The 25199-nt window shown below is 43.6% G+C and carries 20 protein-coding genes; 15 read left to right on the forward strand and 5 right to left on the reverse strand.

Annotation, left to right across the window (positions count from 1 at the left end; translation table 11 throughout):
* The first annotated feature begins 18 nt into the window (after positions 1–18).
* The 8 genes from rhaM (at position 19) to B050_RS0118105 (ending at position 10304) form a co-directional block, all read left to right on the forward strand.
* Positions 19–333, forward strand: coding sequence for an L-rhamnose mutarotase (gene rhaM / locus B050_RS0118075; protein ID WP_018475369.1), 315 nt, complete (start codon positions 19–21; stop codon positions 331–333).
* Between the two features lie 18 nt (positions 334–351).
* Entirely contained in the window at positions 352–3147 is a 2796-nt protein-coding gene (locus tag B050_RS0118080; RefSeq protein WP_018475370.1) for a glycosyl hydrolase, read from the forward strand.
* Positions 3148–4266: 1119 nt separating this feature from the next.
* The gene (locus B050_RS0118085; RefSeq protein ID WP_018475371.1) at positions 4267–5316 is read left to right on the forward strand and encodes a GntR family transcriptional regulator; all 1050 of its coding nucleotides are present in this window, start codon (positions 4267–4269) and stop codon (positions 5314–5316) included.
* A gap of 265 nt (positions 5317–5581) precedes the next feature.
* Complete coding sequence (locus B050_RS0118090) at positions 5582–7021, forward strand: purine-cytosine permease family protein (RefSeq protein WP_018475372.1); 1440 nt, start codon at positions 5582–5584, stop codon at positions 7019–7021.
* Positions 7022–7041: 20 nt separating this feature from the next.
* Positions 7042–7221, forward strand: a complete 180-nt coding sequence (locus tag B050_RS23300; protein ID WP_083923302.1) for a hypothetical protein — start codon at positions 7042–7044, stop codon at positions 7219–7221.
* A 51-nt stretch (positions 7222–7272) separates the two neighbouring features.
* Complete coding sequence (locus B050_RS0118095; RefSeq protein ID WP_018475373.1) at positions 7273–8178, forward strand: alpha/beta hydrolase; 906 nt, start codon at positions 7273–7275, stop codon at positions 8176–8178.
* A gap of 212 nt (positions 8179–8390) precedes the next feature.
* Positions 8391–8792, forward strand: coding sequence for a GNAT family N-acetyltransferase (locus tag B050_RS0118100; RefSeq protein WP_018475374.1), 402 nt, complete (start codon positions 8391–8393; stop codon positions 8790–8792).
* Positions 8793–9248: 456 nt separating this feature from the next.
* Complete coding sequence (locus B050_RS0118105) at positions 9249–10304, forward strand: GntR family transcriptional regulator (RefSeq protein ID WP_044202984.1); 1056 nt, start codon at positions 9249–9251, stop codon at positions 10302–10304.
* Here the strand turns inward: B050_RS0118105 and B050_RS0118110 are convergent, their stop codons facing one another.
* Entirely contained in the window at positions 10305–11603 is a 1299-nt protein-coding gene (locus tag B050_RS0118110) for a voltage-gated chloride channel family protein (protein WP_018475376.1), read from the reverse strand.
* A gap of 144 nt (positions 11604–11747) precedes the next feature.
* On the opposite strand from B050_RS0118110, the gene B050_RS0118115 reads away from it, so the two are divergent.
* Entirely contained in the window at positions 11748–12650 is a 903-nt protein-coding gene (locus B050_RS0118115; protein WP_018475377.1) for a TIGR01777 family oxidoreductase, read from the forward strand.
* Here B050_RS0118115 and B050_RS23305 read toward each other — a convergent pair.
* Entirely contained in the window at positions 12647–12823 is a 177-nt protein-coding gene (locus B050_RS23305; protein WP_018475378.1) for a PLD nuclease N-terminal domain-containing protein, read from the reverse strand. The two genes, B050_RS0118115 and B050_RS23305, sit on opposite strands and share 4 nt — an antisense overlap.
* A gap of 142 nt (positions 12824–12965) precedes the next feature.
* Here B050_RS23305 and B050_RS0118125 point away from each other — a divergent pair, with 142 nt between their 5' ends.
* Entirely contained in the window at positions 12966–15530 is a 2565-nt protein-coding gene (locus B050_RS0118125) for a M14 family metallopeptidase (RefSeq protein WP_018475379.1), read from the forward strand.
* A gap of 210 nt (positions 15531–15740) precedes the next feature.
* The gene (locus tag B050_RS0118130) at positions 15741–16244 is read left to right on the forward strand and encodes a hypothetical protein (RefSeq protein WP_018475380.1); all 504 of its coding nucleotides are present in this window, start codon (positions 15741–15743) and stop codon (positions 16242–16244) included.
* Between the two features lie 33 nt (positions 16245–16277).
* Here the strand turns inward: B050_RS0118130 and B050_RS0118135 are convergent, their stop codons facing one another.
* A complete protein-coding gene (locus tag B050_RS0118135) occupies positions 16278–16544 on the reverse strand; it encodes an acylphosphatase (RefSeq protein ID WP_044203016.1) in 267 nt (88 codons plus the stop codon).
* 445 nt (positions 16545–16989) lie between these two features.
* On the opposite strand from B050_RS0118135, the gene B050_RS0118140 reads away from it, so the two are divergent.
* The 4 genes from B050_RS0118140 to B050_RS0118160 all read left to right on the forward strand — a co-directional run bounded on the left by B050_RS0118140 (position 16990) and on the right by B050_RS0118160 (position 21202).
* The gene (locus B050_RS0118140; RefSeq protein ID WP_018475382.1) at positions 16990–18090 is read left to right on the forward strand and encodes a vWA domain-containing protein; all 1101 of its coding nucleotides are present in this window, start codon (positions 16990–16992) and stop codon (positions 18088–18090) included.
* A 2-nt stretch (positions 18091–18092) separates the two neighbouring features.
* The gene (locus B050_RS0118145) at positions 18093–19619 is read left to right on the forward strand and encodes a P-loop NTPase family protein (RefSeq protein ID WP_018475383.1); all 1527 of its coding nucleotides are present in this window, start codon (positions 18093–18095) and stop codon (positions 19617–19619) included.
* 403 nt (positions 19620–20022) lie between these two features.
* Complete coding sequence (locus tag B050_RS0118150) at positions 20023–20463, forward strand: PepSY-like domain-containing protein (protein WP_157492892.1); 441 nt, start codon at positions 20023–20025, stop codon at positions 20461–20463.
* Between the two features lie 241 nt (positions 20464–20704).
* Positions 20705–21202 carry a heme-binding domain-containing protein gene (locus B050_RS0118160; protein WP_018475386.1) on the forward strand — a complete coding sequence of 166 codons (498 nt, stop codon included), beginning with the start codon at positions 20705–20707 and terminating at the stop codon, positions 21200–21202.
* 62 nt (positions 21203–21264) lie between these two features.
* Here B050_RS0118160 and B050_RS0118165 read toward each other — a convergent pair whose 3' ends face one another.
* Together B050_RS0118165 and B050_RS0118170 are read right to left on the reverse strand one after the other, a co-directional pair.
* Entirely contained in the window at positions 21265–23211 is a 1947-nt protein-coding gene (locus B050_RS0118165) for a DUF3857 domain-containing protein (RefSeq protein ID WP_018475387.1), read from the reverse strand.
* Positions 23208–24965 (reverse strand): DUF3857 domain-containing protein, encoded by a 1758-nt coding sequence (locus tag B050_RS0118170; RefSeq protein ID WP_169336271.1) that lies wholly within the window; start codon positions 24963–24965, stop codon positions 23208–23210. Before B050_RS0118170 ends, B050_RS0118165 begins: the two co-directional genes overlap by 4 nt.
* Between the last annotated feature and the right edge of the window lie 234 nt (positions 24966–25199).

Here is a 25199-nt window from a genome sequence, read left to right on the forward strand (position 1 = left end):
ACTTAACAATTTTGCCCAATGAATAATCAGCTAGCATTCCGGATGAAGCTTATTCCTGGAAATGAAAAAGAATATGAAAAGCGTCACCGGGAGATTTGGCCGGAACTGGTAAAGCTCCTAAAAGATAGTGGTGTGGTAGATTACAGTATATTTTTGGATCATGAGACCTCCACGCTCTTTGCGGTGCAGACCATCAGCGGCCATATCGGCTCACAGGACCTGGGACAAACGGCGATAGTTCGGAAATGGTGGGCATATATGGCTGATCTTATGGAAACCCATCCTGACAACAGCCCCATCAGCATACCTCTCAAAGAAGTTTTTACCTTATAGTCCCCCTTCCCCTGCCTTATGAACGCTCCTTTTCTCAAGCATCTTTGTTTCCTAGTCCTCCTTCTTCTCGCAGCCGCATGCCAAAGGCCCACTTCTGCTCCCCAGCCAAAGAAAACTCCTCTTCCAGGAGAATGGCCTAAGGTCGAGGCGCATACCAAACCTTGGACCCGGTGGTGGTGGATGGGCAATGCGGTGGACCAAAAAAACCTTACTTATCTGCTCCATGAATACGCAGATGCAGGGCTTGGCGGAGTAGAAATCGCTCCTATCTATGGGGCCAAAGGCTACGAAGATCGCTATATCGACTTTCTCTCTGCTGAATGGATCCATATGCTGCAATACACCGTGGAAGTGGCAGACAGCCTCGGTATGCAGGTGGACCTCACCCAAGGCACCGGCTGGCCATTTGGTGGTCCATTTGTGGATCCTCAAGATGCCGCCTCCAAATTGACCACCAAGGAATATTCTTATAATGGACAAGGGGAATTTAGCCAAAACCTTAAGCTGGAGGATGAAAAAAACCCGGCAATGAGCCCTAGCCTTATTGCCGTCATGGCCTATGATGACCAGGGCAAGGTGGAAGAGCTCAGCGACAAGGTGCAGGAATCTGGTCTGCTGGAGTGGACTGCTACAGGAAAATGGAATATCTGGGCCTTCTATAATGCTAAAACCGGGCAAATGGTAAAACGAGCCGCTCCCGGAGGACAGGGATATACTTTGGACCACTTTTCGGTGCCCGCAGTTCAGCAGTATCTGCAGACCTTTGACGAAGCCTTTGGGACGGCAGTCCCTGGTATTCGCGCTTTCTATAATGATAGCTTTGAGGTATATGGCGCCAACTTCACCCTACGCTATTTAGAGGAATTTGAGTCCCGACGAGGATATGATCTTAAGCCTTTCCTGCCAGCCTTGCTGAGCAAGAATGAAGAGGAGCAGACGCTTCGCGTCAAATCTGATTATCGACAAACCTTACATGAACTGCTCTTAGAGCACTTCACTGAGCGATGGACAGGCTGGGCACATCAGAAGGGTAAGAAAACCAAAAACCAAGCCCATGGATCTCCCGGAAATATCATTGATCTCTATGCAGCAGTGGACATTCCAGAGTGCGAAACCTTTGGGAGTAGCTATTTTCCCATTCCTGGCCTGCGCAGAGACAGCGCGGATATTAGGAATGTGGATCCCGACCCAATTATGCTGAAATTTGCCTCTTCGGCGGGCCACCTTGCAGGAAAGCCACTGATCTCCTGCGAGACTTTCACCTGGCTTGGCGAGCATTTCAAATCCTCCTTCTCCCAGATGAAACCTGAAGTGGACCAGGTATTTCTGGCAGGAATAAATCATATTTTTTACCATGGGGTGACTTATTCGCCCGAGGATGTGGACTTCCCCGGCTGGCTATTCTACGCCTCCCTGAACCTAAGCCAGCAAAACAGCCTTTGGCCACATTTCGAAAGCTTCAACCAATATATTACTCGCTGCCAGTCGGTCCTTCAGGCCGGCAAGCCTGACAATGAGCTGATCGTCTATTGGCCGGTGTACGATGTATGGGCTGCTGAAGGGAATATGTTCAAAATGATTTCGGTGCACCATATTGATGACTGGCTGCATCCCACTTCTTTTTATTCTCAAACGACAGGACTGATGAAACAAGGTTATTCGGTTGATTTTGCTTCTGATCAATTGATTCTTAATGCCCGGGTGGATCAAGGGAAAATTCTTACTCAGAATGAAGCCTCTCCCGCTAAAGCCTTACTATTTCCAAAAATGGAATATTTTCCAATACAAACCCTGGAAAGAGCTATTGCGCTGGCCGATGAAGGTGCCACAGTCATTTTTGAGGCTGTACCAGAGCAGGTGCCAGGGCATTATGAATTGGCAAAAAGGGAAGAACAACTGGCTAGGATCTGGGCTCAGCTATCGTTTGATGACCGGGGAGAAGCAATCGTGGGGAAAGGCAAAGTCATCCTGAACCCAAATTTCCAGCAAGCACTGGAAAAAGAAGCTATCGAAAGGGAGTCCCTCACAGACAGTGGCCTCCAATTTATCCGCAGAGCCTTGGCTGATGACAAATACTACTTTCTGGTAAATCACACTGCTGAGACCATTAACCAGGAAATCACGCTGAACGTTGCGGCGGCTTCTATAAACCTAATGAACCCGCTTACGGGGGAAACCGGCTTAGCAGAAAGCCATCGTCAGGAAGGCAAAACTACCGTTAAAGTACATTTGGAGTCCGGAGAGAGCCTCATTATCCATGCCTCAGCTGCCGAAGCTCCTGACTCCCCGTCATGGCCCTACCGTAGCGAAGCTGCTAAAACACTTCCTATCAGCGGCCCCTGGACCTTACATTTTGACGCGGGAGGCCCTGAACTTCCACTTGACCAAAATCTCGAAACCATCCAGCCATGGACCAATTTGGGAGTTTCCAAAGCCGATGAGTTTTCAGGACAAGCTACTTACAGCGCCACCTTTGACCTCCAAAAAGTGGAAGGCAAGAATTACCTTCTGAAACTCGGAAAAGTGCATGAAAGTGCCAAAATATGGGTCAACGGCCAGGAAGCCGGATATGCCTGGAGCATTCCCTACCAAGTCCGTGTAGGGAAATTCCTGAAAGACGGTAAAAATGAAATCAAAATCCAGGTGGCCAACCTAATGGCCAATAGGATTCGCTATATGGATCAGCAGGAATTGGAATGGAGAAACTATCATGAAATCAATTTTGTAAACATCAACTACAAACCATTTGATGCTTCTGGCTGGGAGGTGATGCCTTCGGGATTGGAAGGACCTGTCGAATTAGAGGTGTTTTGATTAGCTCACCTTCTATCGTTTAGGTAATTGATTTTTAATTCAAAAGCCTAAAAAATTTAAGAAATGGAAGTCGCCCTACAGTCTCGTATTCTATAGTGGGCTATCAATAAAAGCAAACCGACCATGCAATGTCACTTCGACCCTTTTAAGTAGGGGAAGACATCTACCATGCGTCAGACAAAGTTTCTGGAAATGACACCAGCTTTTATCTGGGATATGAATATCAGTTTTGATACTATATCAACTCAGCTAGTTTGAGCTCTCTCTTGTTATCAGTTATGCCATGGAAAACTATGGCATAACTTTTCATTTTTATATTGCTATACCTACTAACAGATAAAAGGCCTACCTCCGCAAACTACTCCTTCATGCCTTTGCTTTACAATCAAGCGATTCGTTTCAGTTTTCGATATAAAAAACAGCTTACTTCCTTACCTTCATACGAGTATGGAAAGAAAGCTTGGCCTGCCTCCATGCCCATCGAGCTTATGGCTGGAACTTCTCTCAAACATTAGGCAAGTCAAAACACTTATTATCCTTGCAGTGGGTCGCAGACCCAATGTTTATCAAGGCTGGCTCAAGGGCCAGGCAACTTTATGCTCCACTCAGTGCTCAATACTTAAATCTCAGTACTTTGTACTGAATACCAGTTGTATTACCCTTGAATATTTTTGGTCAATAGTCTTTCAGTTGGCAGGTTCCACGGCATTGGGGCGATTACCTATTTTTCCAAGTTTCCTACAATGGTACTTTTTTGACATAAATATCATAATGATTTACCAATTATATATCTCCATACTAACCTGCTATATCTAATTCAATGCAATCATACTTACGGTGCGCAATCGATTACACAAAGCTTAGGTGATTCAAGCAAAACCCTCATCAAAAGCACTCTTAAGCGTTATTTACACACTTTTCTAACAATAAATCTCTGAGTGGGTCAGCATACTTCAAGCATCGGCACTGAACGACATTATAAGGGTGATTTAGGGAATTGTGACTTATATGAATCACTGAGTGCAATAACCTTTCACATAAAAAATCACCTGTAACTTGCTTGATATAGTAAGTAATATTTATATTACAATCGATTGCACAGAAACTTTAAACCCCAAAATGATCGAAGCTCCAATATCCATCCGTATTGATTCGGAGTCCAGGATTCCGAAATACCAGCAAATCGTCAATTCCATTATTGAGGACATTGACAAAGGCAGCCTTTCTGTAGGGGATAAGATCCCTTCTATCAATGAGATTTCTGAGGAATATTATCTTTCGCGGGATACGGTGGAGAAGGCTTATAATTTATTAAAGAAAAAGAAGATCATCGTTTCGGTGAAGGGAAAGGGATATTATGTCGCAAGAAATGTCTCCCAATCCCAGGTAAAAATCCTCTTTCTCCTCAATAAGCTATCCAACTATAAGCTGAGGATTTACAATTCCTTTGTCAACAGCCTCGGTGCAGATGCGCAAGTAGACCTCAATATCTACCATTGTGAACCCCAAAACCTGCTCAATCTACTCAATGAAAATATCGGTGCTTACGACTATTATGTCGTGATGCCCCATTTCAAAGATGATATGCTGCGGCATAATAATTATAATCAGGCTGTCATCGACACCTTAAGAAAGATCTCCCCGGACAAGGTCATCATCATGGATAATTACCTGCCTGATCTCGGTGATGAAGTAGCCTCCATTTACCAAGATTTCAAAATGGACATCTATAAAGCCTTGAAAGAAGGTCAGGCAAGGTTGCAAAAATATGAAAGCCTGATATTGGTATATCCTGAAAATGTAATCTATCCCTACCCCAAGGAAATCAAACAAGGCTTTAAGAAATTCTGTATCGAATACGATATAAATTATGAAATCATAAGCACCATCTATCCACAAATGGAGCTTAGCCCTCGCGACGCCTATATAATAATAGAGGAAAATGACTTGGTCAACCTAATGCGCCAGATCCGGGATGAAGAATACACTATGGGTGAGGATGTGGGTGTGATCTCCTATAATGATACCCCTCTCAAAGAACTGCTGGGCATCACCACAGTATCCACAGACTTCACAGTGATGGGGGAAACTGCCGCTTATATGATCAAAAAAAGAAAAAAAGAAGTGGTAAAAAATGTATTCAATTTTATCGACAGGGGATCCATCTAATAGCGAATACAGGCGAATCAAAGAATCTTTTACTCCGCTAAGCTGAGCGCTGAACTATAGAGGCCTCTGTTTTTTGCGAAGGGAATAGCTCAAAAAAAATTACGCTGCGTCAGGAAGTCTATCCATAACAGTACAGGATAGCATTTCGGGTCTTTATTAATAATTTGTCCTGATAATAACGTACATTAAAAAAGATTCAGCCTTCATAATAAGCCAAATTAAAATCAAGTATGAAGCTTGTTTCGCCCAAAATACACAATCCATTATGGCAGCAAAAAATAACCTGGTACAGAAACTCGAATCTGTAAACGAATACGAGAGGGAGCCCATACCTCAGAGTAAATTAAAAAGCTGGAAGAGCTTTGTCGGCACCTACGCCGGAGAGCATACCGCAGGGACGGAATTTGTTTTAGGCCCCCTATTTGTCGCTCATGGCGCAAGTGCCATTGATTTGGTCACAGGGCTATTGGTAGGGAATATCCTTGCTGTGCTCAGCTGGGCGTTTTTCACTGGAAAAGCCGCAGCCAAAACCAGAACCACTCTTTATTTCCAATTAGAAAAAATCGCTGGAAGCCGTTTCACCATGATTTATAATCTGGTCAATGCGGTGGCCTTCTGCTTTCTGGCAGGGGCGATGATTACCGTTGCCGCCACGGCGGTGGGCATCCCTTTTGACATGGCCATGCCTGCCTTGGATGACACCTTACCCACGAGCTTTGGCTTTGTCATCACCGTCTTTGTGGTGGGAGCCATCACCACAGTGATCGCCATGTTTGGGTTCAATCAGGTGGTGAAATTCGCCAATATTGCTGCTCCATGGATGATCATGATCTTTATAGCAGCGGCGGTCGCGGTGCTCCCAAGATTAGGCATCAATTCTATAGAAGACTTCTGGCCAGTGGCCAAAGAAACGATTTGGTCAGGTGTGCCTTTGGAGGGAAAATCTAAATTTACCTTCTGGCATATCATGTTCTTTGCTTGGTTTTGCAATATGGCTATGCACATTGGTATGGCAGATATGTCCATCTTGCGATACGCCAAAAAATGGACCGCAGGATTTGCCACATCCACCGGGGTATTCCTGGGCCACTATGTCGCCTGGCTAGCCTCCGGGATCTTATATTCCTTATTTTTACTAGAATCTCAAAACAGTTTGGTGTTTGCTCCAGGACCTATCGCCTATGAAGCGGTGGGAATTTCCGGTGCCATCTGCGTGATCATAGCCGGCTGGACCACTGCCAACCCTACTCTTTATCGAGCAGGGCTTGCTATCCAGTCTATAAATCCTAAATGGAAAACCTGGAAAGTAACCTTATTTGTGGGGCTTATCACCACCATTGCCGCCTGCTTCCCCGCCTTGATGATGCAATTATTGGATTTTGTGGCCCTTTATGGACTGGTATTGATGCCTGTGGGTGCGGTGATCTATATTGATATCTTCTTATTCCCCAAAATGGGGCTGAGATCAAACTTCGCAGAAATCACCAATCGAAATTTCAACCCCGCAGTGGGCATTACCTGGTTGGTAACCTTGGTATTCTGCCTAGGCTTAAACCTTTATGGAGGCATTGAAATATTCTTCTTGGGCCTTCCAGGATGGTTCGTCGCCGTAATCGCCTATATCATCAGCAGTAAGATCGTCCAGAAGAATAGTGTTGTGCCTATTGCCACCAAGCCTATTCAAAAAGAAGTAAGTATCTCCTAACCCTATAAATTAACATTATCATGGACAATATTTTAAAAATAATATCCTTTATTGCATTAGGATTTACAATAGTTCCTTCATTTTTGGTTTTTTCTGGAGACATCAGCCCAGACCTTTGCAAGACACTGATGCTAATCGGTACCATTTCATGGTTTGTCACCGCCCCTAGATGGATGAACAAAAACACCTCAGACACCTAAGCAGCGCCTTGAGTCTCGTAATGAAAGAGCCGATAACCAAAATTTATATTCATGAAATCACTTCTGTTTTTTTACATTACGATCCTTTTTGTTTTGTCAAACATCGCCCTTAGTAGTGCACAGCAAACTTATCCCTTATATAAAGGTGAAGCCCCTCATACCCGCTCGCTGATCGCGGCAGACAGCATTGGCAAAGGGGGAAGAGTCACCAAAGTGGCCGTCCCTCAGCTGATCGTCTATCGGCCCGATCAGGCGATCGCTAATGGAAAAGCCATCCTTATCTGCCCGGGCGGAGGATATGGCATACTGGCCATAGAGCATGAAGGCTATCAAATTGCAGAATGGTATAGCCAACAAGGCTATACCGCTGCGGTGCTGAAATACAGACTTCCACAGGAAGACCTGCTTAATGAATCCTGGAAAGTCCCTCAGCTAGATGCTCAACAGGGCCTGCTGTTTCTCCGCAGAAAAGCTGGCGAATGGAATTACAATACCAATCAAATAGGCATATTAGGTTTTTCGGCCGGAGGACATCTCGCTTCCTCAGCATCTGTACATCATGAGACTGCTGCCGATGGCCTCAGCACGAGACCTGACTTCAGCATCCTGGTATATCCAGTAATCAGTATGGATACCAGCATCACCCACCAGGGATCCAGACATAATCTGCTTGGAGAAAAAATAGACTCCGAATGGGAATCATATTATTCCAATGAAACGCAAGTGAACAAAGACACTCCACCCGCATTTTTGGTACACTCCTGGGATGATGGGGCTGTACCTGCCGAGAACTCCATTCGATATGCTAAGGCTGTAAATCAGCAAGGCATCCAGGTGGAACTTCATCTTTTCGAAAAAGGTGGCCACGGGTATGGTGCAGGCAATGCCGATCAACATGGCAATGCAGCCTCATGGCTAGCGCTCAGCCATACTTGGATTTCAGACCTTTTTGACTAAATGAGAGGCGCTACTTTACCAAGGTATTTCGCCTAAATAGCTAAACCCTTTAGCGAATTTATTAGCGCTTATAGACAGTGCTGTTAATACTTACTAAGCATATAAAATCTCCACAACCATCATTGCATTTCTATCCCCAAGCGATAAGTGGACACCATTCAGGCCCCTTCTTCCAAGCGATTGACGGGTGGATATAACTTAAGAAAAGCATCATGCAGCAAATAGAATTTAAAATTGGGGACCTTCCTTCTACGGAAAAGATCATAGAATTATATGATAATTCTGGAATAAATCGCCCCACTAGCGATCCTGGCCGTATTGAGATGATGTACCTTAACTCCAATCTGGTAATAACAGCCTGGGACGGGGACCTATTAATCGGGATATCAAGATCATTGACTGACTTTTGCTATGCGTGCTATTTGTCGGATCTTGCTGTGTCCAAGGAGTATCAAAAGCATGGTATAGGTAAAAAACTAATCGAAATCACCCAAAGAGAAATTGGAGAGGAGACCGCCTTGATTTTATTATCTGCTCCCACTGCCATGGACTATTATCCAAAGGTGGGCTTTGACCAGATCACGAACGGCTTCATCATCAAACGAAAAAAATAAATACTCTACTTCCCTAGCCTCCTCTTGCTTACTGGAGGACATCAGTTGGTGGCTAAACCCTGCGCCACCCTACAAATCGCCTAAAGTATAACTACAAATTTTAGAGGAAGGAAATGCCCACTGCACCCATATAATTTATTTTTAGGGAGAGTCCCAAAACCGTTTGTCAGTTTTTTTATCCACGCCTAATTTCAATCATAAATTTTGAGAATAATATTTGTGTGCTTTCCACACTTTATCTATATTGCATAGCGTGATTGAGATAGGTTTGTCCCAAGCTAATTCTCCCAAGCTATTGATTTTCCACACGTTATAGAAACATCAATATGGGTCACCGACTATTGCATTAACCCTGAACGTCTAAAAAATTACCCACAGATTTGCCAGAGGGACAGCTATGTCCTGCGGAAAATCTGAATTAAATAAACCCTTAGTTTCAACCAATTTCAAGACGTTATGACATCAATAGCCCATGGACTTTTATTGCAGATCGACAGCAAATCCCGAATCCCAAAATACCAGCAGATCGTAGATTCCATCGTAAAGAATATTGAGAGAGGTGACCTCAAAGTAGGAGAAAAGCTCCCCTCCATCAATGATATCAGTGAAGAATACTACCTCAGCCGTGACACGGTGGTCCGGGCTTACAATTTACTTCGAGAGAAGAAAATCATCACTTCGGTGGTCAGCAAAGGCTTTTACGTTAATAAGGCCGTTAACTCCAGTAATAGCAAAATCCTTTTTGTGCTGAATAAGCTTAGCAATTATAAGCTTGAGATTTACAACACCTTCATCAATAGCATGGGCTCCGATCATCAGATAGACTTGCAGGTATATCATTGTGACCCCAAGCTTCTGGTAAATATCATAGAAGAAAACCTAGGTGCTTATGACTATTTTGTGATCATGCCTCATTTCAAAAACAAGAATAATTTACATAGCAATACCAATCCTGAGGTAATCGACTGCCTCAAAAGCATCCCCAAAAATAAGCTGGTAATCATGGACAATTATCTTCCCGAATTGGGAGATGATGTGGCCTGTATCTACCAGGATTTTAAGACCGACCTTTATAAGGCTCTTGAGGAGGCAAAGGCCTTATTGCAAAAGTACGACAAGCTAATATTGGCTTTCCCCGACAACCCCATCTACCCCTATCCGAAGGAAATAAAGCAAGGATTTCTGAATTTCTGCAGCAATCATGGTATTGACGCAGAGGTGCTGGACAAGATCTATCCGGATATGGAGCTACAAAAGAAGGATGCTTATATCGTCATTGATGAAAATGATCTGGTAAGCTTAGTCAAGCAGACCCGGGATATGCACTACGAAATCGGCAAGGACATAGGTGTGGTTTCCTATAATGACACCCCGCTGAAGGAACTTTTTGATATCACGGTGATCTCGACGGACTTCGAGCTTATGGGCGAGTCGGCAGCTTATATGATCAAAAAACATAAGCAGGAAGTGGTGCCAAACATCTTTTCCTTTATCGATAGAGGTTCCCTCTAATCATTCCAGTTTGCCCATGCGCTTTCCCTTATTATGATCGAGGGAAATGTGCTTGGGTGAGCCGATGACCTGAGAGCCATAGATTCCCGAATGGCCGCTAAACAAGTAAGCCACCACGCAGGCGAGGCCAATGTACACGCCTGATTCGGAACCAAACAACTCGATCCCCATCAGGGTGCAGGACAAAGGCGTATTGGTGGCCCCAGAAAACACCCCCACAAATCCCATCCCAGCGAGCAAAGCCATGGGCAGGGGAATAAATCCAGAAAGCATATTACCCAAAGTGGCTCCTGTATAAAATAGAGGCGTCACTTCTCCACCTTTGAAGCCTGCCCCAAGAGTAAGGGAGGTAAAACCTATTTTTGCTAAAAAATCATACCAAGGCACCTGCTGATCAAAGGCTTCAGAAATCACCGGCACACCAAGACCAATATATCGGGTACTTCCAATCAAAAACACTAATAGGGCAATAATCAAACCTCCCACAAGAGGCCTAAAAGGAGCGTAGGAGATCTTTTTGAAAACCTCTGTCCAGAGCTGAGTGGATTTTGAAAATAGCCTTGCCGCCAAGCCAAAGCTTATCCCTGCCGGTATTATCCATAGTAAATTGGCGAGGTTCAAATCAGGAACGAAGGGCACCTCATAAGGGGTATGGTGAGCATGCCAAAAATCTGCGCAGGCATAATCCGCCATATAAGCTCCTAGAAATGCCGGCAGAATGGATTCATACCGCACACGCCCCACAATAAGCCACTCCAGGGCAAAGACTGCTCCCGCCAGGGGTGTCCCAAAAACGGAGGCAAAACCCGCAGCTACCCCAAGGGTAATAATGGCCTTGCGATCAATAGGACCCATTTTCAGCCATTTGGTAAACTGATCTGCAATGGAACCACCCATCTGGATAGCAGTGCCCTCGCGACCTGCTGAGCCACCAAACAAATGCGTGGCGATGGTCCCAAATAAAACCAAAGGGGCCATCCGAATGGGAATAGTGTTGAGGGGATTGTAAAATTCCTCCAGCAGCTGGTTATTTCCCTTCACCACAGAGGCTCCATACTTATAATAAACCCATCCAATAATAAAACCTCCAATAGGCAGTAAGGCGATCAGAAAATGATGCTCATTACGGTACTCAGTAGCCCAGCTCAGCGCAAACAAGAAAAATGCAGAGGCAGTCCCAATCAAAAAACCAATGGTAATGGCCAATAATAACCACTTAAAAGTGTAGATTAAACTAGGCCAAAACTCAAACTTGGTAAACTTTTTGAAATGGATAACTTTCCTTGCACTGTCCCACATAACGACTGGTTTTTAGGGGTATTTATTATGGAAGAGGATAAAATTGATGGATGAAAAAACAATAGAAAATCGCACTTTTCGAACAAATATATACTTTTTTCTTAACTTAAATGAAGGCAGTCAGTTATATAAAAAAATGAAAATATGAAAAACATTCTCATTACCGGCGGCTCTGGATTAATCGGAAAAGCGCTCACCAAACACCTGGAATCAGAGGGTAAAAGTGTCGCCTGGCTCAGCAGGTCTCCCGACAAGCAGCCGCAAAAATGCTATGAGTGGAATATTAAAGAAGGTTATATTGACGAAGCTGCCCTGGCCTGGGCGGATGCCATCATCCACCTGGCAGGAGCTAGCGTGGCCGACGAACGGTGGACAGCCGAAAGGAAAGAGCTCATCATCAAAAGCCGCACAGAATCTGCAGAACTGATCTTCCAAAAACTAAAAAACCTGGATTCCCGACCTAGGGTATTTGTCTCCGCCAGTGGCTCCAACTATTACGGCCTAGACAATGGCGCCAAATGGCTCAATGAAGAGGATCCGGCAGGGGATGACTTCCTCTCCGAAGTCGTGGTAGCTTGGGAGAATGCAGGCAAAAAGATCGCTTCTCTGGGCCTGCGCACCGTATTTCTACGAACCGGAGTGGTGCTGGATGCGGCCGGGGGCGCGCTGAGCCAAATGCTTCAGCCTCCTGTGGCGGCGCCTTTGGGCAGTGGAAATCAGTATATGAGCTGGATCCATATAGAAGACCTTGCGAGAATGTACGCTCATAGTCTAAAAAACGGGCATGTGTCAGGCATCTATAATGCCGTGGCTCCACACCCAGCCACCAATAAGCATCTCACCAAGGCTGCTGCCAAGCAAAAAGGAAAGCCTTATTTGGGCATTCCAGTGGCAGGTTTTATATTAAGAATAGCTTTAGGAGAAATGGCAGGGATGATTTTAGGAAGTAATAAAATTTCCTGCGATAAGATGCTCAGCGCTGGATTTAAATTCAAATATGCCACAGTCGAGCATGCCCTTAAGGAGATCTATGGCAATGCCAGCTAAAGAATGGCCTTTCCTCTACCGATCAGAAACCATAAGATGGTACCGATAAAAGGCACAAGAATGACTATTAGCAGCCAAAGCACCTTATCCCGGTCGGTATGAAACCTACTTCTCACCACGTCGATGATAGTTAGCACATAGATGACTGTTCCGATGAGGCCCATTTTATACATATCGTTTTATTATTTTTCTACAATGGATAAAATAAGCAATCCGATCAGGTTATTTTACCATCAACATGAATTTAATTCAATTATTAAGAAAATTTTGTTGAGTTTTGAATAATAGAAATCAGAAAGAACTAATCTTATTATTATGTTCAAAAAATTAATATTCCTTTTGTTACTCTTGCAAGCAAACAGCCTTATTGCTCAGGAGAAAGTCCCTTTAGAGTATTACCTTAAACCTGGCTACTCGTATAATCCCGATATCCCAACGCCCGAATCCGTCCTTGGATACAATATTGGAGAGTGGCATGTCAGCTATGATCAGGTATATATGTATATGCAGGCCCTGGCGGAAGCTTCTGACAGGATCAAGCTGGAAGTCACTGGCAGGACCTATGAGAAGCGCCCCTTAATGATGCTTACCATAAGCCACCGGGACAATCTGGGCAAGCTTAATGCAATAAAATACCAGCGGAGCCAATTAAGGATTCCTGCAGAATCTAGGAATGTGGACTTGGAAGCCTTGCCGGTGGTGACCTATATGGGCTATTCGGTTCATGGAAATGAAGCCAGTGGGGTAAATGCCTCCCTCCTTGCTGCCTACCACTTTGCGGCAGCCAATGAAATCGAGGAAGACCTAAAAAGCATCATTATCCTGATGGAACCAGGGATAAATCCTGACGGAATCAATAGATTCTCCTCATGGGTAAATTCCAATCGAAGCATTCATATGAATGGCGATCCTAATAATAGAGAGCTTAATGAAGCTTGGCCGAGAGGCCGCACCAACCATTATTGGTTTGACCTAAACAGAGACTGGCTTCCTGTGCAGCATCCAGAATCAAGAGCAAGAATCACCAAAATCCAGGAGTGGAAACCGAATTTGATCCTGGATTTTCATGAGATGGGCACCAATAGCACCTTCTTCTTTCAGCCAGGAATTCCTTCCAGAAATCACCCGCTTACCCCTGCCAAGAATTTTGAGCTGACAGAAAAAATAGCCCAATACCATGCAAAGTACCTGGATGAAATAGGCTCTCTTTATTTTACACAAGAGAGTTACGATGACTTTTACTATGGTAAAGGATCCACCTACCCCGATGTACAGGGGCAAGTGGGGATTTTATTTGAGCAAGCCTCCTCCAGAGGACACCTTCAGGAGAGTGTAAATGGCCCATTGACCTTTGCTTTTACGGTAAGAAATCAGTTTACCGCCTCCCTGTCCTCCTTTGAGGCCTCGGTGGCCATGAGGAAAGAACTCAATAGTTATATGAGGGATTTCTATATAGATGCCAAGTCAGATGCAGATGCAGACACCAATAAGGCCTATATTTTTGGTCTGGCGAAGGATAAGGGCCGTACCTACCACTTGGCGGATATGATCTTATACCATGATATAAAATTATACAGCCTCAAAGAAGACATCAAAATCAATGGGCTGGACTTCAAGGCAGACCGAGCATTTATCGTTCCGCTAAACCAGCCACAATATCGCCTTATCAAGGGGATGTTTGAGACACGGACGGATTTTCAAGACAGCCTATTCTATGATGTATCGGCTTGGACCTTACCGATGGCCTTTGATATGGACTTCATGGCGCTCAACTCCCGCATCCTGAATCTCGCTAATGTCGAGGAAGTGAAGAAGGGCATCACCCTGCCCCAAGGCAAGGTAAATGGTGCTGCCGGTGCCTATTCCTATGCCTTCGAGTGGAACGAATATTACGCCCCAAAGGCTGCGTTTAAACTGATGGAGAAAGGATATAATCTACGCCTAGCCCATGAAGCCTTTGATATCACTGGAGACCTCAGCATGGGCAGAGGGAGTATCTTGGTGGATAAGGGCCGACAGCCTGTAAGTGATCAGACCTTCTTTGAAGACCTTCAGTCTATCGCTAAACTTACCGGAATCACTATTCATGGCATCAACACGGGCTATACGGGTGGCATCAATATGGGCTCGCCAAGTATAGACGTTTTGGAAAAACCTGAGGTCGCTCTATTGGTGGATGGAGGAGTGTATAGCAATGAGGCCGGTGAAATCTGGCATTTGCTAGACCAGCGCCTTGAGATGCCTATCACCCTGCTGCCCTCGGATGAGATGAACAGCGCTGACTTAAACAGGTACAATGTCATCGTACTTCCCAATGGAAGTTATGGCAATATCAGCAAATCCGGGGTGGAATCACTCAAGTCTTGGGTGCGCGCCGGAGGCACCATCATTGCCAGAGGCAGAGCTTTGGAATGGCTTAATAGTCAGCAAATCGGTGAATTTTCCTTCAAGACTGAAACCGAAAAAGACAGCACGATCCAAAAAAGCTACGCGAACCTATCCAATGATTTTGGCTCTAAGGTAACGGGGGGCGCGATCTTTAAGGTGAAGCTGGATCTCAGCCACCCTCTGGGATATGGCTATGACAAGGAAGATATGTACACCTTCCGTAATAGCAACCAATTCCTACTTCCCTCCAAGAATCCATATGCCAATCCACTGGTATATACTGATAGTCCTCTGGCCAGCGGTTACGTCTATCCGTTTAACTTGGAGCAAATGAAAAATACCGCCATGATCCGCGTATCTGCGGTAGGAAGAGGTAAGGTAATTGGCTTTGTGGACGACCCCAATTTCAGAGCCTTCTGGTTTGGCACCAATAAGCTATTCTTCAATAGTATTTTCTTTGGGCAAACCATCAGCAGTAGCTCAGCCCGCTAAGCTATTAAATCCCTTGTCAGATCCTGACAAGGGATTTTTTTTGTCCCACCGCTCTTACGCTTTCCATTCCTAGTCGAAGAGCTTGGCTATATATCCGAAAAACAATCAGAATCTACCTACTTTTTGTACTCTTAAAAGCAGAGATATGAATTTGCACTTTTCTATATTATAATTATATCGTAAATTGCACGCTAATTCCATAAGTACATCATGATCCAAAAATTATTCCCTTTAGACAAAAACTACATCCTTCGCCAGGCGCAGTCAGTGATGGAGGAGGAACTATTGGTGATAATGGTGGAGCAAATGAAAGCATCCTATACCCAGCTGTACAATCCTCTGGGGCTGGTGGATGATACTTATGGAAGGATCATCGGTTCTTCTGACTATCCTGTGGATAGAATAGCGGTAATTTATGAGCAACTCAGTGGAATATATCGCTATAAGTTCGGGTCAAACCAACTGGAATTGCTTTTTGATGGCAGGAGTCATCTGGACAAATACCGAGAAGATTGGAAGGAACAGTTTATTCAGTGGATCCAGGAACTGGGAGCGCATGAATCATATGTCAAAACAATGCTTCGGATGACTGTACTTTTTGATGGGGAAAACAGGGCGGAATTTGCAGAAAACAGATGTAAGAGTTTTGTCAATGACTTTTTTAAGCTCAAGGTAGTCAAAAGAAAAGGAGCACTAAAGCTAAAAACTGCGTAATTAGCTGAAATTCAGACCGTATAACCTCCCCCACTATATAATTTCGAAGCCTTTGCAAGGCATGTCATAACCCTCATCCAATAGCAATAATTGCTGCACATCAGCGGTTTCAGGACCATGCTTTAGCCATTCAGCCATTTGCTGTACCTCTTGCTCTCCTCCTTGGATAAATACAATCACCGAACCATCTTCCTCATTTCTTACCCAACCCTTTAGATTCAAATCGCCTGCTCTTTCCTGTGTGCTCTTTCTAAAAAAAACACCCTGAACTTTCCCTAAAATCTTAAATTTCTTGTGCATTGACTTAAAAAACAATTGGTTTCTGAAAGGAATAAATTTATAAAATTCCATCCAACAAAGTCCTTCCTACTGTATTCTTTTTATTATTATTAGTGATGAATTGAGGATAATCAAGGTTCAAAGGTTAAATTCTAATAATGCTTAGGCATTCCTATTAGACTAGGAAATCTATAATAAGGCTTGGTGACCGATGAGCCAGGGGTTATCGTTTTTGTATTCCCCCTTTCATTATTAGCTTGGGTCCTAATCAGACCCCTAAAGGAAAGAGTGAATGCATCAGTGCCTGATCTAAGGCCACTGATTATAGCAAAGGCTCAGATCGTACCCTAAAAGTCATCTAAGGTATAGGAAATAGTATTTCTTGACCAGTAGTAAAAAAGGGGGATTGATGAAAAAGTACATAAAGTTTAAACTTGCCAGGTACAAATCGTGTTAGGTATCATATATGAAAGGATTCCGTTTTACAAAGTACAGCCCAAACCAGGACCCCAACAAAACCACCTTCGAAAACCTTCTAGACATTTTTTTGCAGTTGGTGACGATGACGGGTGGGGATGTGTCGGAAGCTCTCAGTTGGCTGACTAATTTGGACAATCGCTATGGCATGACCAATCCCTCCTATGGCATTGGGGACTTCATTGATGAGCTCAAGGAAAAAGGCTATTTGACAGAAGACAACCAGAAGGGTGAGATAAAAATCACTGGAAAGTCAGAGCAGCAGATACGCAAAAGCGCATTAGAGGAGATCTTTGGGAAGCTGAAGCGAGGCAAAGGCGGCCAGCACCGCAGTACCCATACGGGTCTGGGAGATGACCGAGGCACCGACCGAAGGCCTTTTGAGTTTGGAGATAGCCTGGAGCAAATTGCCTTGACCGATTCGCTGCGAAATGCGCAGGTGAATCACGGTTTTTCGGGAGATTTCCTGCTCACAGAGGATGATCTGGAAGTAACCGAAAATGAGTTTAAAACTCAGACCAGCACGGTATTGATGATCGATATCTCTCATTCGATGATTCTCTATGGTGAGGACCGCATCACCCCCGCCAAGAAGGTGGCCATGGCCCTTGCGGAGCTGATCAAAACCCGCTACCCAAAGGACACCTTGGACATTATCGTATTTGGGAATGACGCTTGGCAGATCGACATCAAGGATTTACCTTATCTTCAAGTCGGACCCTACCATACCAATACGGTGGCCGGCTTACAGCTCGCCATGGACCTGCTGCGGCGGAGAAAAAACCCCAACAAGCAGATATTTATGATCACCGACGGGAAGCCAACCTGCCTCAAAGTAGGCATTAAATACTATAAAAATAGCTTTGGGATTGACAGCAAAATCTTAAATGAAACGCTAAAGCTGGCCGCTCAATGTCGGAAACTAAAAGTACCTGTCACCACCTTTATGATTGCCTCAGATCCCTACCTTAAGGAATTTGTCCAGGAGTTTACCAAGGTGAATAATGGTAATGCCTATTATAGCAGCCTTAAGGGACTGGGCCATTTGATTTTTGAAGATTATAGACGAAATAGAACTAAACGCTTTTGAGCATGACTTACCAACAATTGAATAGTACTGAAAAGTTAAAAATAAAAACATTAGGAGAACTTAAGAGCGCAGGATATAGCTCCCGCAGCATCAAGGAAGAGCTCCGTCAAAACCTAATTGTCAAGATAAAGGAGGGGCAAAATGTCTTTGAGGGAATATGGGGTTATGAAGACACGGTCATCCCTGATATAGAAAGAGCCATTCTTTCCCGTCATAATATCAATTTATTAGGCCTAAGAGGCCAGGCCAAAACGCGTATCGCGCGTCAGATGACCTTGCTGCTGGATGAATATATCCCCGTGATTACTGACACCGAGCTAAATGAGGATCCTTTGCAGCCCCTGAGCCATCAGGGCTTTGCACTCATCGAGAAACTCGGCGACGATACGCCCATCAGCTGGTGGCACAGAAGCGAAAGGTACACGGAAAAACTAGCCACTCCTGATGTGTCGGTAGCCGACCTTATTGGCGATGTGGACCCGATCAAAGCAGCTACGCTGAAGCTATCCTATAATGATGAGAGAGTGATTCACTATGGATTGGTGCCTCGCTCCCACCGCTCGATCTTTGTCATCAACGAACTACCGGATTTGCAAGCCAGAATTCAGGTAGCCCTATTCAATATCCTCCAGGAAGGCGATATTCAAATCAGAGGTTTCAAGCTCCGATTGCCTTTAGATATCCAGTTTGTATTCACAGCAAACCCAGAAGATTATACCAATAGGGGAAGTATTGTCACTCCGCTGAAGGACAGGATAGAGTCACAGATCATCACCCATTATCCTAAAAACATCGAAATCGGCAAGCAGATCACCGCACAGGAAGCCCGGGTAGCAGGGAAGCCGCTGGACAAGATCCATGTGCCTGAGATCATGAAAGACCTTATCGAACAAATCGCCGTGGAAGCCCGGAGCAGTGAATATGTAGATGAAAAAAGTGGGGTGTCTGCCCGTCTTACTATATCCGCTTATGAAAACCTCCTGTCTGCCGCTGAGCGCCGATTATATATGAATAATGAGACCAATACGGTCGTGAGGATCGCGGACCTGATCGGCGTCATTCCTGCAATCACCGGAAAAGTAGAATTGGTCTATGAAGGAGAGCAGGAAGGGGCCGGCTTGGTAGCTTATAACCTAATTGGGAAAGCCATCAGAACCTTATTCTCCCAATATTTCCCTACTCCCGAACAGAAGAAAAAAGAAAAAGAAGGCAATCCGTATGTCCTGCCCTTATCCTGGTTTGGAGAAGGAAACCAACTGGATATTCTAGCCTCACAAAATGATAAGTCCTATAAGGATGCTTTGCATATGGTGCCAGGCTTAGAGGATATCACCACCGAACATATCAAGAGCCTCCCCGAAAAGGAAAAGGAATTTTATATGGAATTTGCCCTGCACGGACTGGCAGAGCACAGTCAGTTGAGCAAAAAGGTACTCGACACAGGAATGCAATTCAAAGATCTCTTTAGCAGCATGTTTGATATGGGGAACCCTGAAGATGAGGATTTTAATGAAGATGATATTTATTAATTCCAATTAATTTCTGTTCCTACAGAAAAATAGATTTTATTCTTTAGGTACTAACTACGGGAGAAAAGTCCTCCTGAATCACTTAGGCTATAATATACTTAAATTAGTATATTATAGCCTATTTTTAGGACTTTGAAACAAAAAAACGGCCTTTTGACCTATTTTTAAACTTGCTTTAAGGCAATCAAATTACCTGTTAAAAGTCATCAAATAGCTTGATTTTCAGGTGTTTTATACTTAAAACATGACAAAAGTCATGTTTTAAGCTAATACGTATCACCAATTTTTAGGCAAAAGACCTATACTTTTGTATATACTCAAAGATTTACTGCTCAGCGAATTACAGAGCAATAGCCACCACAGGTTTATTGAAAAATTAACAGTAATACTAACAACATCTTTTATGAAGAATACAAAATCAAATTTCGCATTAATAATGGCTTTGGGCTTTAGCTCATTGACCTCATGTGATATAGAAGAAGTATTGACTGATTCTGAAATTCCCGCAGAGATCAAATCTTTTATTACAATGCACTTTCCAGATCATGACATCTTACATGCGGTCAAGGATAAGGAAGGCATTACCAAGGCTTATGACATCATTTTGGAGGACAATATCCAACTTGAGTTTAACAAAAACCTGGAAATCATTAGCATTGATGCCATGCATAAATTACCTAACGAGGTGGTGCCTGAAAACATCAGGGCGTATATAGCCGCCAACTTCGCTGGTCATACCATTACAGAATGGGAGATAGAAGCGGGCATTCAGCAGATAGAGCTGGAGAATGGCATAGAAATCGACTTTACCTTAGAAGGGGAGTTTATTAAAATCAAGTATTAAATTTCAAAGCTGACATATTTTTTCAGGGAGTGAGGACTTCCAAATTATTTCCAAAAAAGCTCCCATACGGGAGCTTTTTTTTGCCCCCCTTGAAACCCGGGGTTAGAAAGCTGAAGGCAGGTTCTTCCAAACCATAGTTTTTGAAAGATGCCACCTATTTTCCCATCCAAAAAAACGGTGATAAGCCACATGCGCCAAACATTTTTTGTATTTTTAGACTCCAAAATCAAATAACTCAATTATGGTAAAGAAGATTTTATTGGGATTACTCATCCTTATTGTGCTCATTCAGTTTTTTCGTCCCGAGCAAAATGTCTCCGCAGAGCAGCCAGCACCACTAAAAGAAGCTTACGCTATACCTGAGGATGTGCAAGGCATCCTCCAAAAAGCCTGTGATGACTGCCACTCCAATTCGACCGTTTATCCATGGTATGCCAATATCCAACCTGTGGGATGGTGGATGAATAGCCATATTGAAGATGGAAAGCGCCACCTTAACTTTGATGAATTCACCAATCTTCCACTTGCCAGACAAAATCATAAATTTGAGGAATTTGTAGAGATGATAGAAGAAGGCGAAATGCCTTTGGAATCCTACACGCAATTAGGGATGCATCAGGAAGCAAACTTGACTGAAGCAGAAAAAGGGAAGTTAATAGACTGGGCAAAATCACAAATGGCCATGTTGAAATCTACTTATCCCGCGGACAGCCTTATTATGAAGCGCCGCAATCACTAAAATTAAAAAAATAAAATAAGGGGATAGTGCCGCTGGCGCTGTCCCCTTATTCATTTAAGCAATTAAGAAGTTTTCTTTAAAACCACTGGTTCTTGCAGCTTTTTAACATAAAACTCAATGAAGGATTTTAGTTCGGTATAATATTCCTCAGAAACTATCTTGGTATTGAGCGAGAATGACACTGTAACCTGAATGGATTTTCCATCCGGGGACTGCTTTGGAGAATAGAGAAACCTCGCCATCTCTCCTGGCAATACCATGGCCGTCTGCTCAGGGAAATCATCTAAAACGTACCCTTCTGGAATAGCAATATTGGCTATATAAGTATCCGCAAAGGTATAATTGAAATCAATAGGGAAATTACGCTCATCTACCTTAAAGGGATTCTCGATAAATCTCGGATTGGAGATGGGTTTTATCAATAGGAAGTCGCTTCCTTGATCTACCCCTTGGGAAAGCTTGAATTTAGTTTCCGCTCGAATCACCTTTTTTCTGGAGACCTCTTGTGTGTATTCTTTCATCCTGGTGTTATCGCTAAGCTTAATCCAGTCAGATTCAGGCTTTTCACTTTTGGACTGTTTTAGAAGAAAATTGATCCCATCATAGTCTTCAAATCTCACCACCTCATCAAAGCGTAATGAGTCACCATCCACTTGAATTTTAATCATCTGCTTCGTACCAGAGGCATGTGGTAAGTCAACGGAGAACAGATCACTTACCTTCTGGTCCAGCAACAATCCGCCTTTCACATGACAGTCCAAAGGCAGATAGCCGAAAGGCATATCCTCCTCCGACAGATCCAGGTAGTAATCTTTATCATCTATTTTAATTGAAAGAATCAGATCGTTAAATTGAGAAACAAAGGGAAACTGCACCAGTTGACTTCTGCCGTTTCCACGAGTACTGATCAGCATCGCATAGGCTTCAATATTATTTGCTCGCAAAAGCGCCAAAAGAAGAAGGTTAAGCTCAGTAGATCCTCCGACTTTACTCGATAGCACATCTTTGAGCTTCTTATCAGGCAGGAAACCTCTTTCATCATTCAGGGTATACTTATCTTGCACATACGTATAAATGGCTTCTGCGCGTTCTTGAGGTGTTTCGCCTTCAAATTTCATTTCTTCCATATCCTTATAAGAGCCACTATTTCTATAATAAGAATTGAAGACATCGATTTCAAAAATCTCATCAGCCAGCTTCTGCCAGGTGGTCAATACTGAGGTATAATAACCCTGATTACTAAAGTCTTTATAGCCAGCAAGCTGAAATTGCACCTTGTCCAGGTAATCCACATAATTATGCATATAAGGCTCTTCCCTGAAGGAGCGGAGTTTCTCTAGGGTCCAGGAGCTTGTCCCATATTTATTTTCCTGGTTCATATTAGCTCTCACAAAATTTCCTCCCTGCCCCAAAAAACGGTAATCTAAATGCTCAGGGATATCTATCGAATAGGTGGAATATAAGGTGGGAATACTATTCTGGAAGGTCCATCCGTTCAGGTAGGTAATAGCTTTGGCGTAGAGTTTATATTCGTACTCCAGGATGGAGCCATTCTTAAACTCAGGAAAGCTAAAAACCACCTCACGGTAACCATCTCCAAGATCCGTCTCATAAATATCAGACTTCGGAATCTTGGTAATGACCTCTTTTCCATCTTCAACATTCATTACCTGAGCCTTCAGGTTACTGAATGTGGTATTATTTCGGTCTTCACCAGCATAAAATTTAATTGATACATCAGCCTGATCCTTCGCCTTGGCAGCATCGAAAATTTTAATTCTCCGATGTATCTCCGTAATCAGATTCTGCGTACTGAAATAGCTAATACCAGACTCCGACAGCACCATGGCACCCGCATCGGGTTCAAAAGAGCAGGAAGTCAGGCTTTTATCTTCTTCGCTGTATTTTCCCATCTTAAAATCTTGAGAAAATGCATTGAAGGAAAGGGTCTGTCCAAGGAAAACTAGTAGGAAGAACAGATTTCTAGTAGTAGGTGAGTAGTAGTTCATCTCTGTAGGAATATTGGTTGATTATCTAATTTGTCCACTTCTTTTAGCAGGTCTTTCCGCTGCTTTTCATCCAGGCCTTCCGCCAGGTGAAAATTCACTTTGCGTTGTACTTTCATTTCAGTCCCGGACACCACGACTGATCTATGGTAATCATAACTGTCATGAACGACCTCCAAGGGCTCAAATCCGCTTTCAGCAGCCATTTCACCAGGCAAGTCAAAGCGCATATTTTCCACCCAGGCGAGGTATCCATTAGGAATATCACTGATATCAATTTTCTGATATTTGGGATAGATAATGATCCGCTTGCTCGTCGATTGATAATAATTTTGAATGCGTGTATTATGCGTGAGGTAAGCCTGAGGAATCTGTAAAGTATCCTCCGTGCGCAGCTTATAGTCCAGGATACTTGCCCCGGTAAGTCCCAGGTCCATATAGATTAGTTTCTTTACATCCTTCTCCTCATAACCATTCTCTACTTGCATATAAAACTGCGCTGCAAAGCCCTCCAGCGATTTGCTTTGGCTAATAGTAGCCATCCCATTATCGAGTAAGGTGACGGTAGATTCATTCGTGATAGTATTGAATTTACTGGATTTATAAGCTGGCGTTTTATGCAAGGAACCGTCCTCCCCATTCACCACCAGGACATGGCGGTTCATGGTAAAATCCCCCAGAAAACCTGGCGTAAGAACACTGGAAGTGCATTCCAGCCAAAGCGTATCTCGCTCGTCCGGTACCTGAAGGATGACGTGATTAAACTGGTTTGAAGGAAAACCCACCTCTATATCCTTCGCATCCCTTCCCGCCTCCACCAGCGTATAGTTTGAATTTACCCCTGCTTCTTTGAGCAGGGATAGCATCAGCATGGACAGGGCTTTGCAATCACCATATTTGAGGCGATAAGTATCGGAGGCCGCCATAGGCTGTAAGCCGCCTATACCGAGCTGAATGCTCACATAGCGATAGTTCTCCTGTAGGTAGTCATAGAGCACCGCTATCTTTTCCTCTTTGGTCGATAGACCCGCGGTCATCTGACTGACAAGGGTCTTAGCCTCTGTTGGCAATTCATCCCGTCCTCTATTCACCAAAGCTATCCATCGACCTAGGCCCTCCCATGAGTTCATATCCGAGGCATATCCTTCCATCGAAAACTGATTAGGCGCCAGCTTCACCATAGGCAAACTGTCCAGATCAGAATCCTCCTCTCTTATCAGATCACTAAGGTTCCACTGCAGGCTACTTTTTCCTCCCTCGCTTACCTTGCCTGGGTTTTGGTCCAGGAATTTTTCCAGGTATTTAAGACCTATTTTCTCTGGATATTTCACTTTCAACTGGGCTTTTTTTACCAGCTGATTGGAATAAAATTGGGGCCTCCAGCGTGGAAGACTAAAATTCCCCTCCCGCTGAGTAGTATAAGAGTAGCTCAGCTGAATGGGGAAATGCCCTGATTGTAAATGAAAATATTTTACCCGATTGTCATCGAATACGCTTCCACTGGAGGTCAAAGAATAATCCTTGAGATCCTTCAATTTCAACTTCTCGAGGGTCTTTCCGGAAAGAGGATTAATAATCTCCGCTTCAAAATCCGCGATCTTGGTAAGCCCATCGTAGCCTATATATATAATGGCATGATCCAGACCTTTTTTGTCCAAAATAGTAATCGTCTCCCTATAAGTGGTCATCACCTTAAAATCCTCCATGAGCTCAATCTCTAAAGAGGACTCCAATTGGGAATAAATATTCGGCTCCACTTTTACTGTTTGTGCAAAAATTAATATATTAACTACAAATAGTAGTATAATACTTAAAATCAGCCTGATTATAGTAAATTTTACTTTATAAATATTGAACATATTGCGCCATTTAAAACTAAAATAAAATGTAAGTAAAATAAAATATATGAAATTTACAAGCCAATATTAATTAATAATAATACAACACATGAGTCATATCTGTACATTAAAGGAATGAAATATTGGATAAAT

Origin of the sequence: Echinicola pacifica DSM 19836 (assembly GCF_000373245.1) — a bacterium.
GTDB classification, from domain to species: Bacteria; Bacteroidota; Bacteroidia; order Cytophagales; family Cyclobacteriaceae; genus Echinicola; species Echinicola pacifica.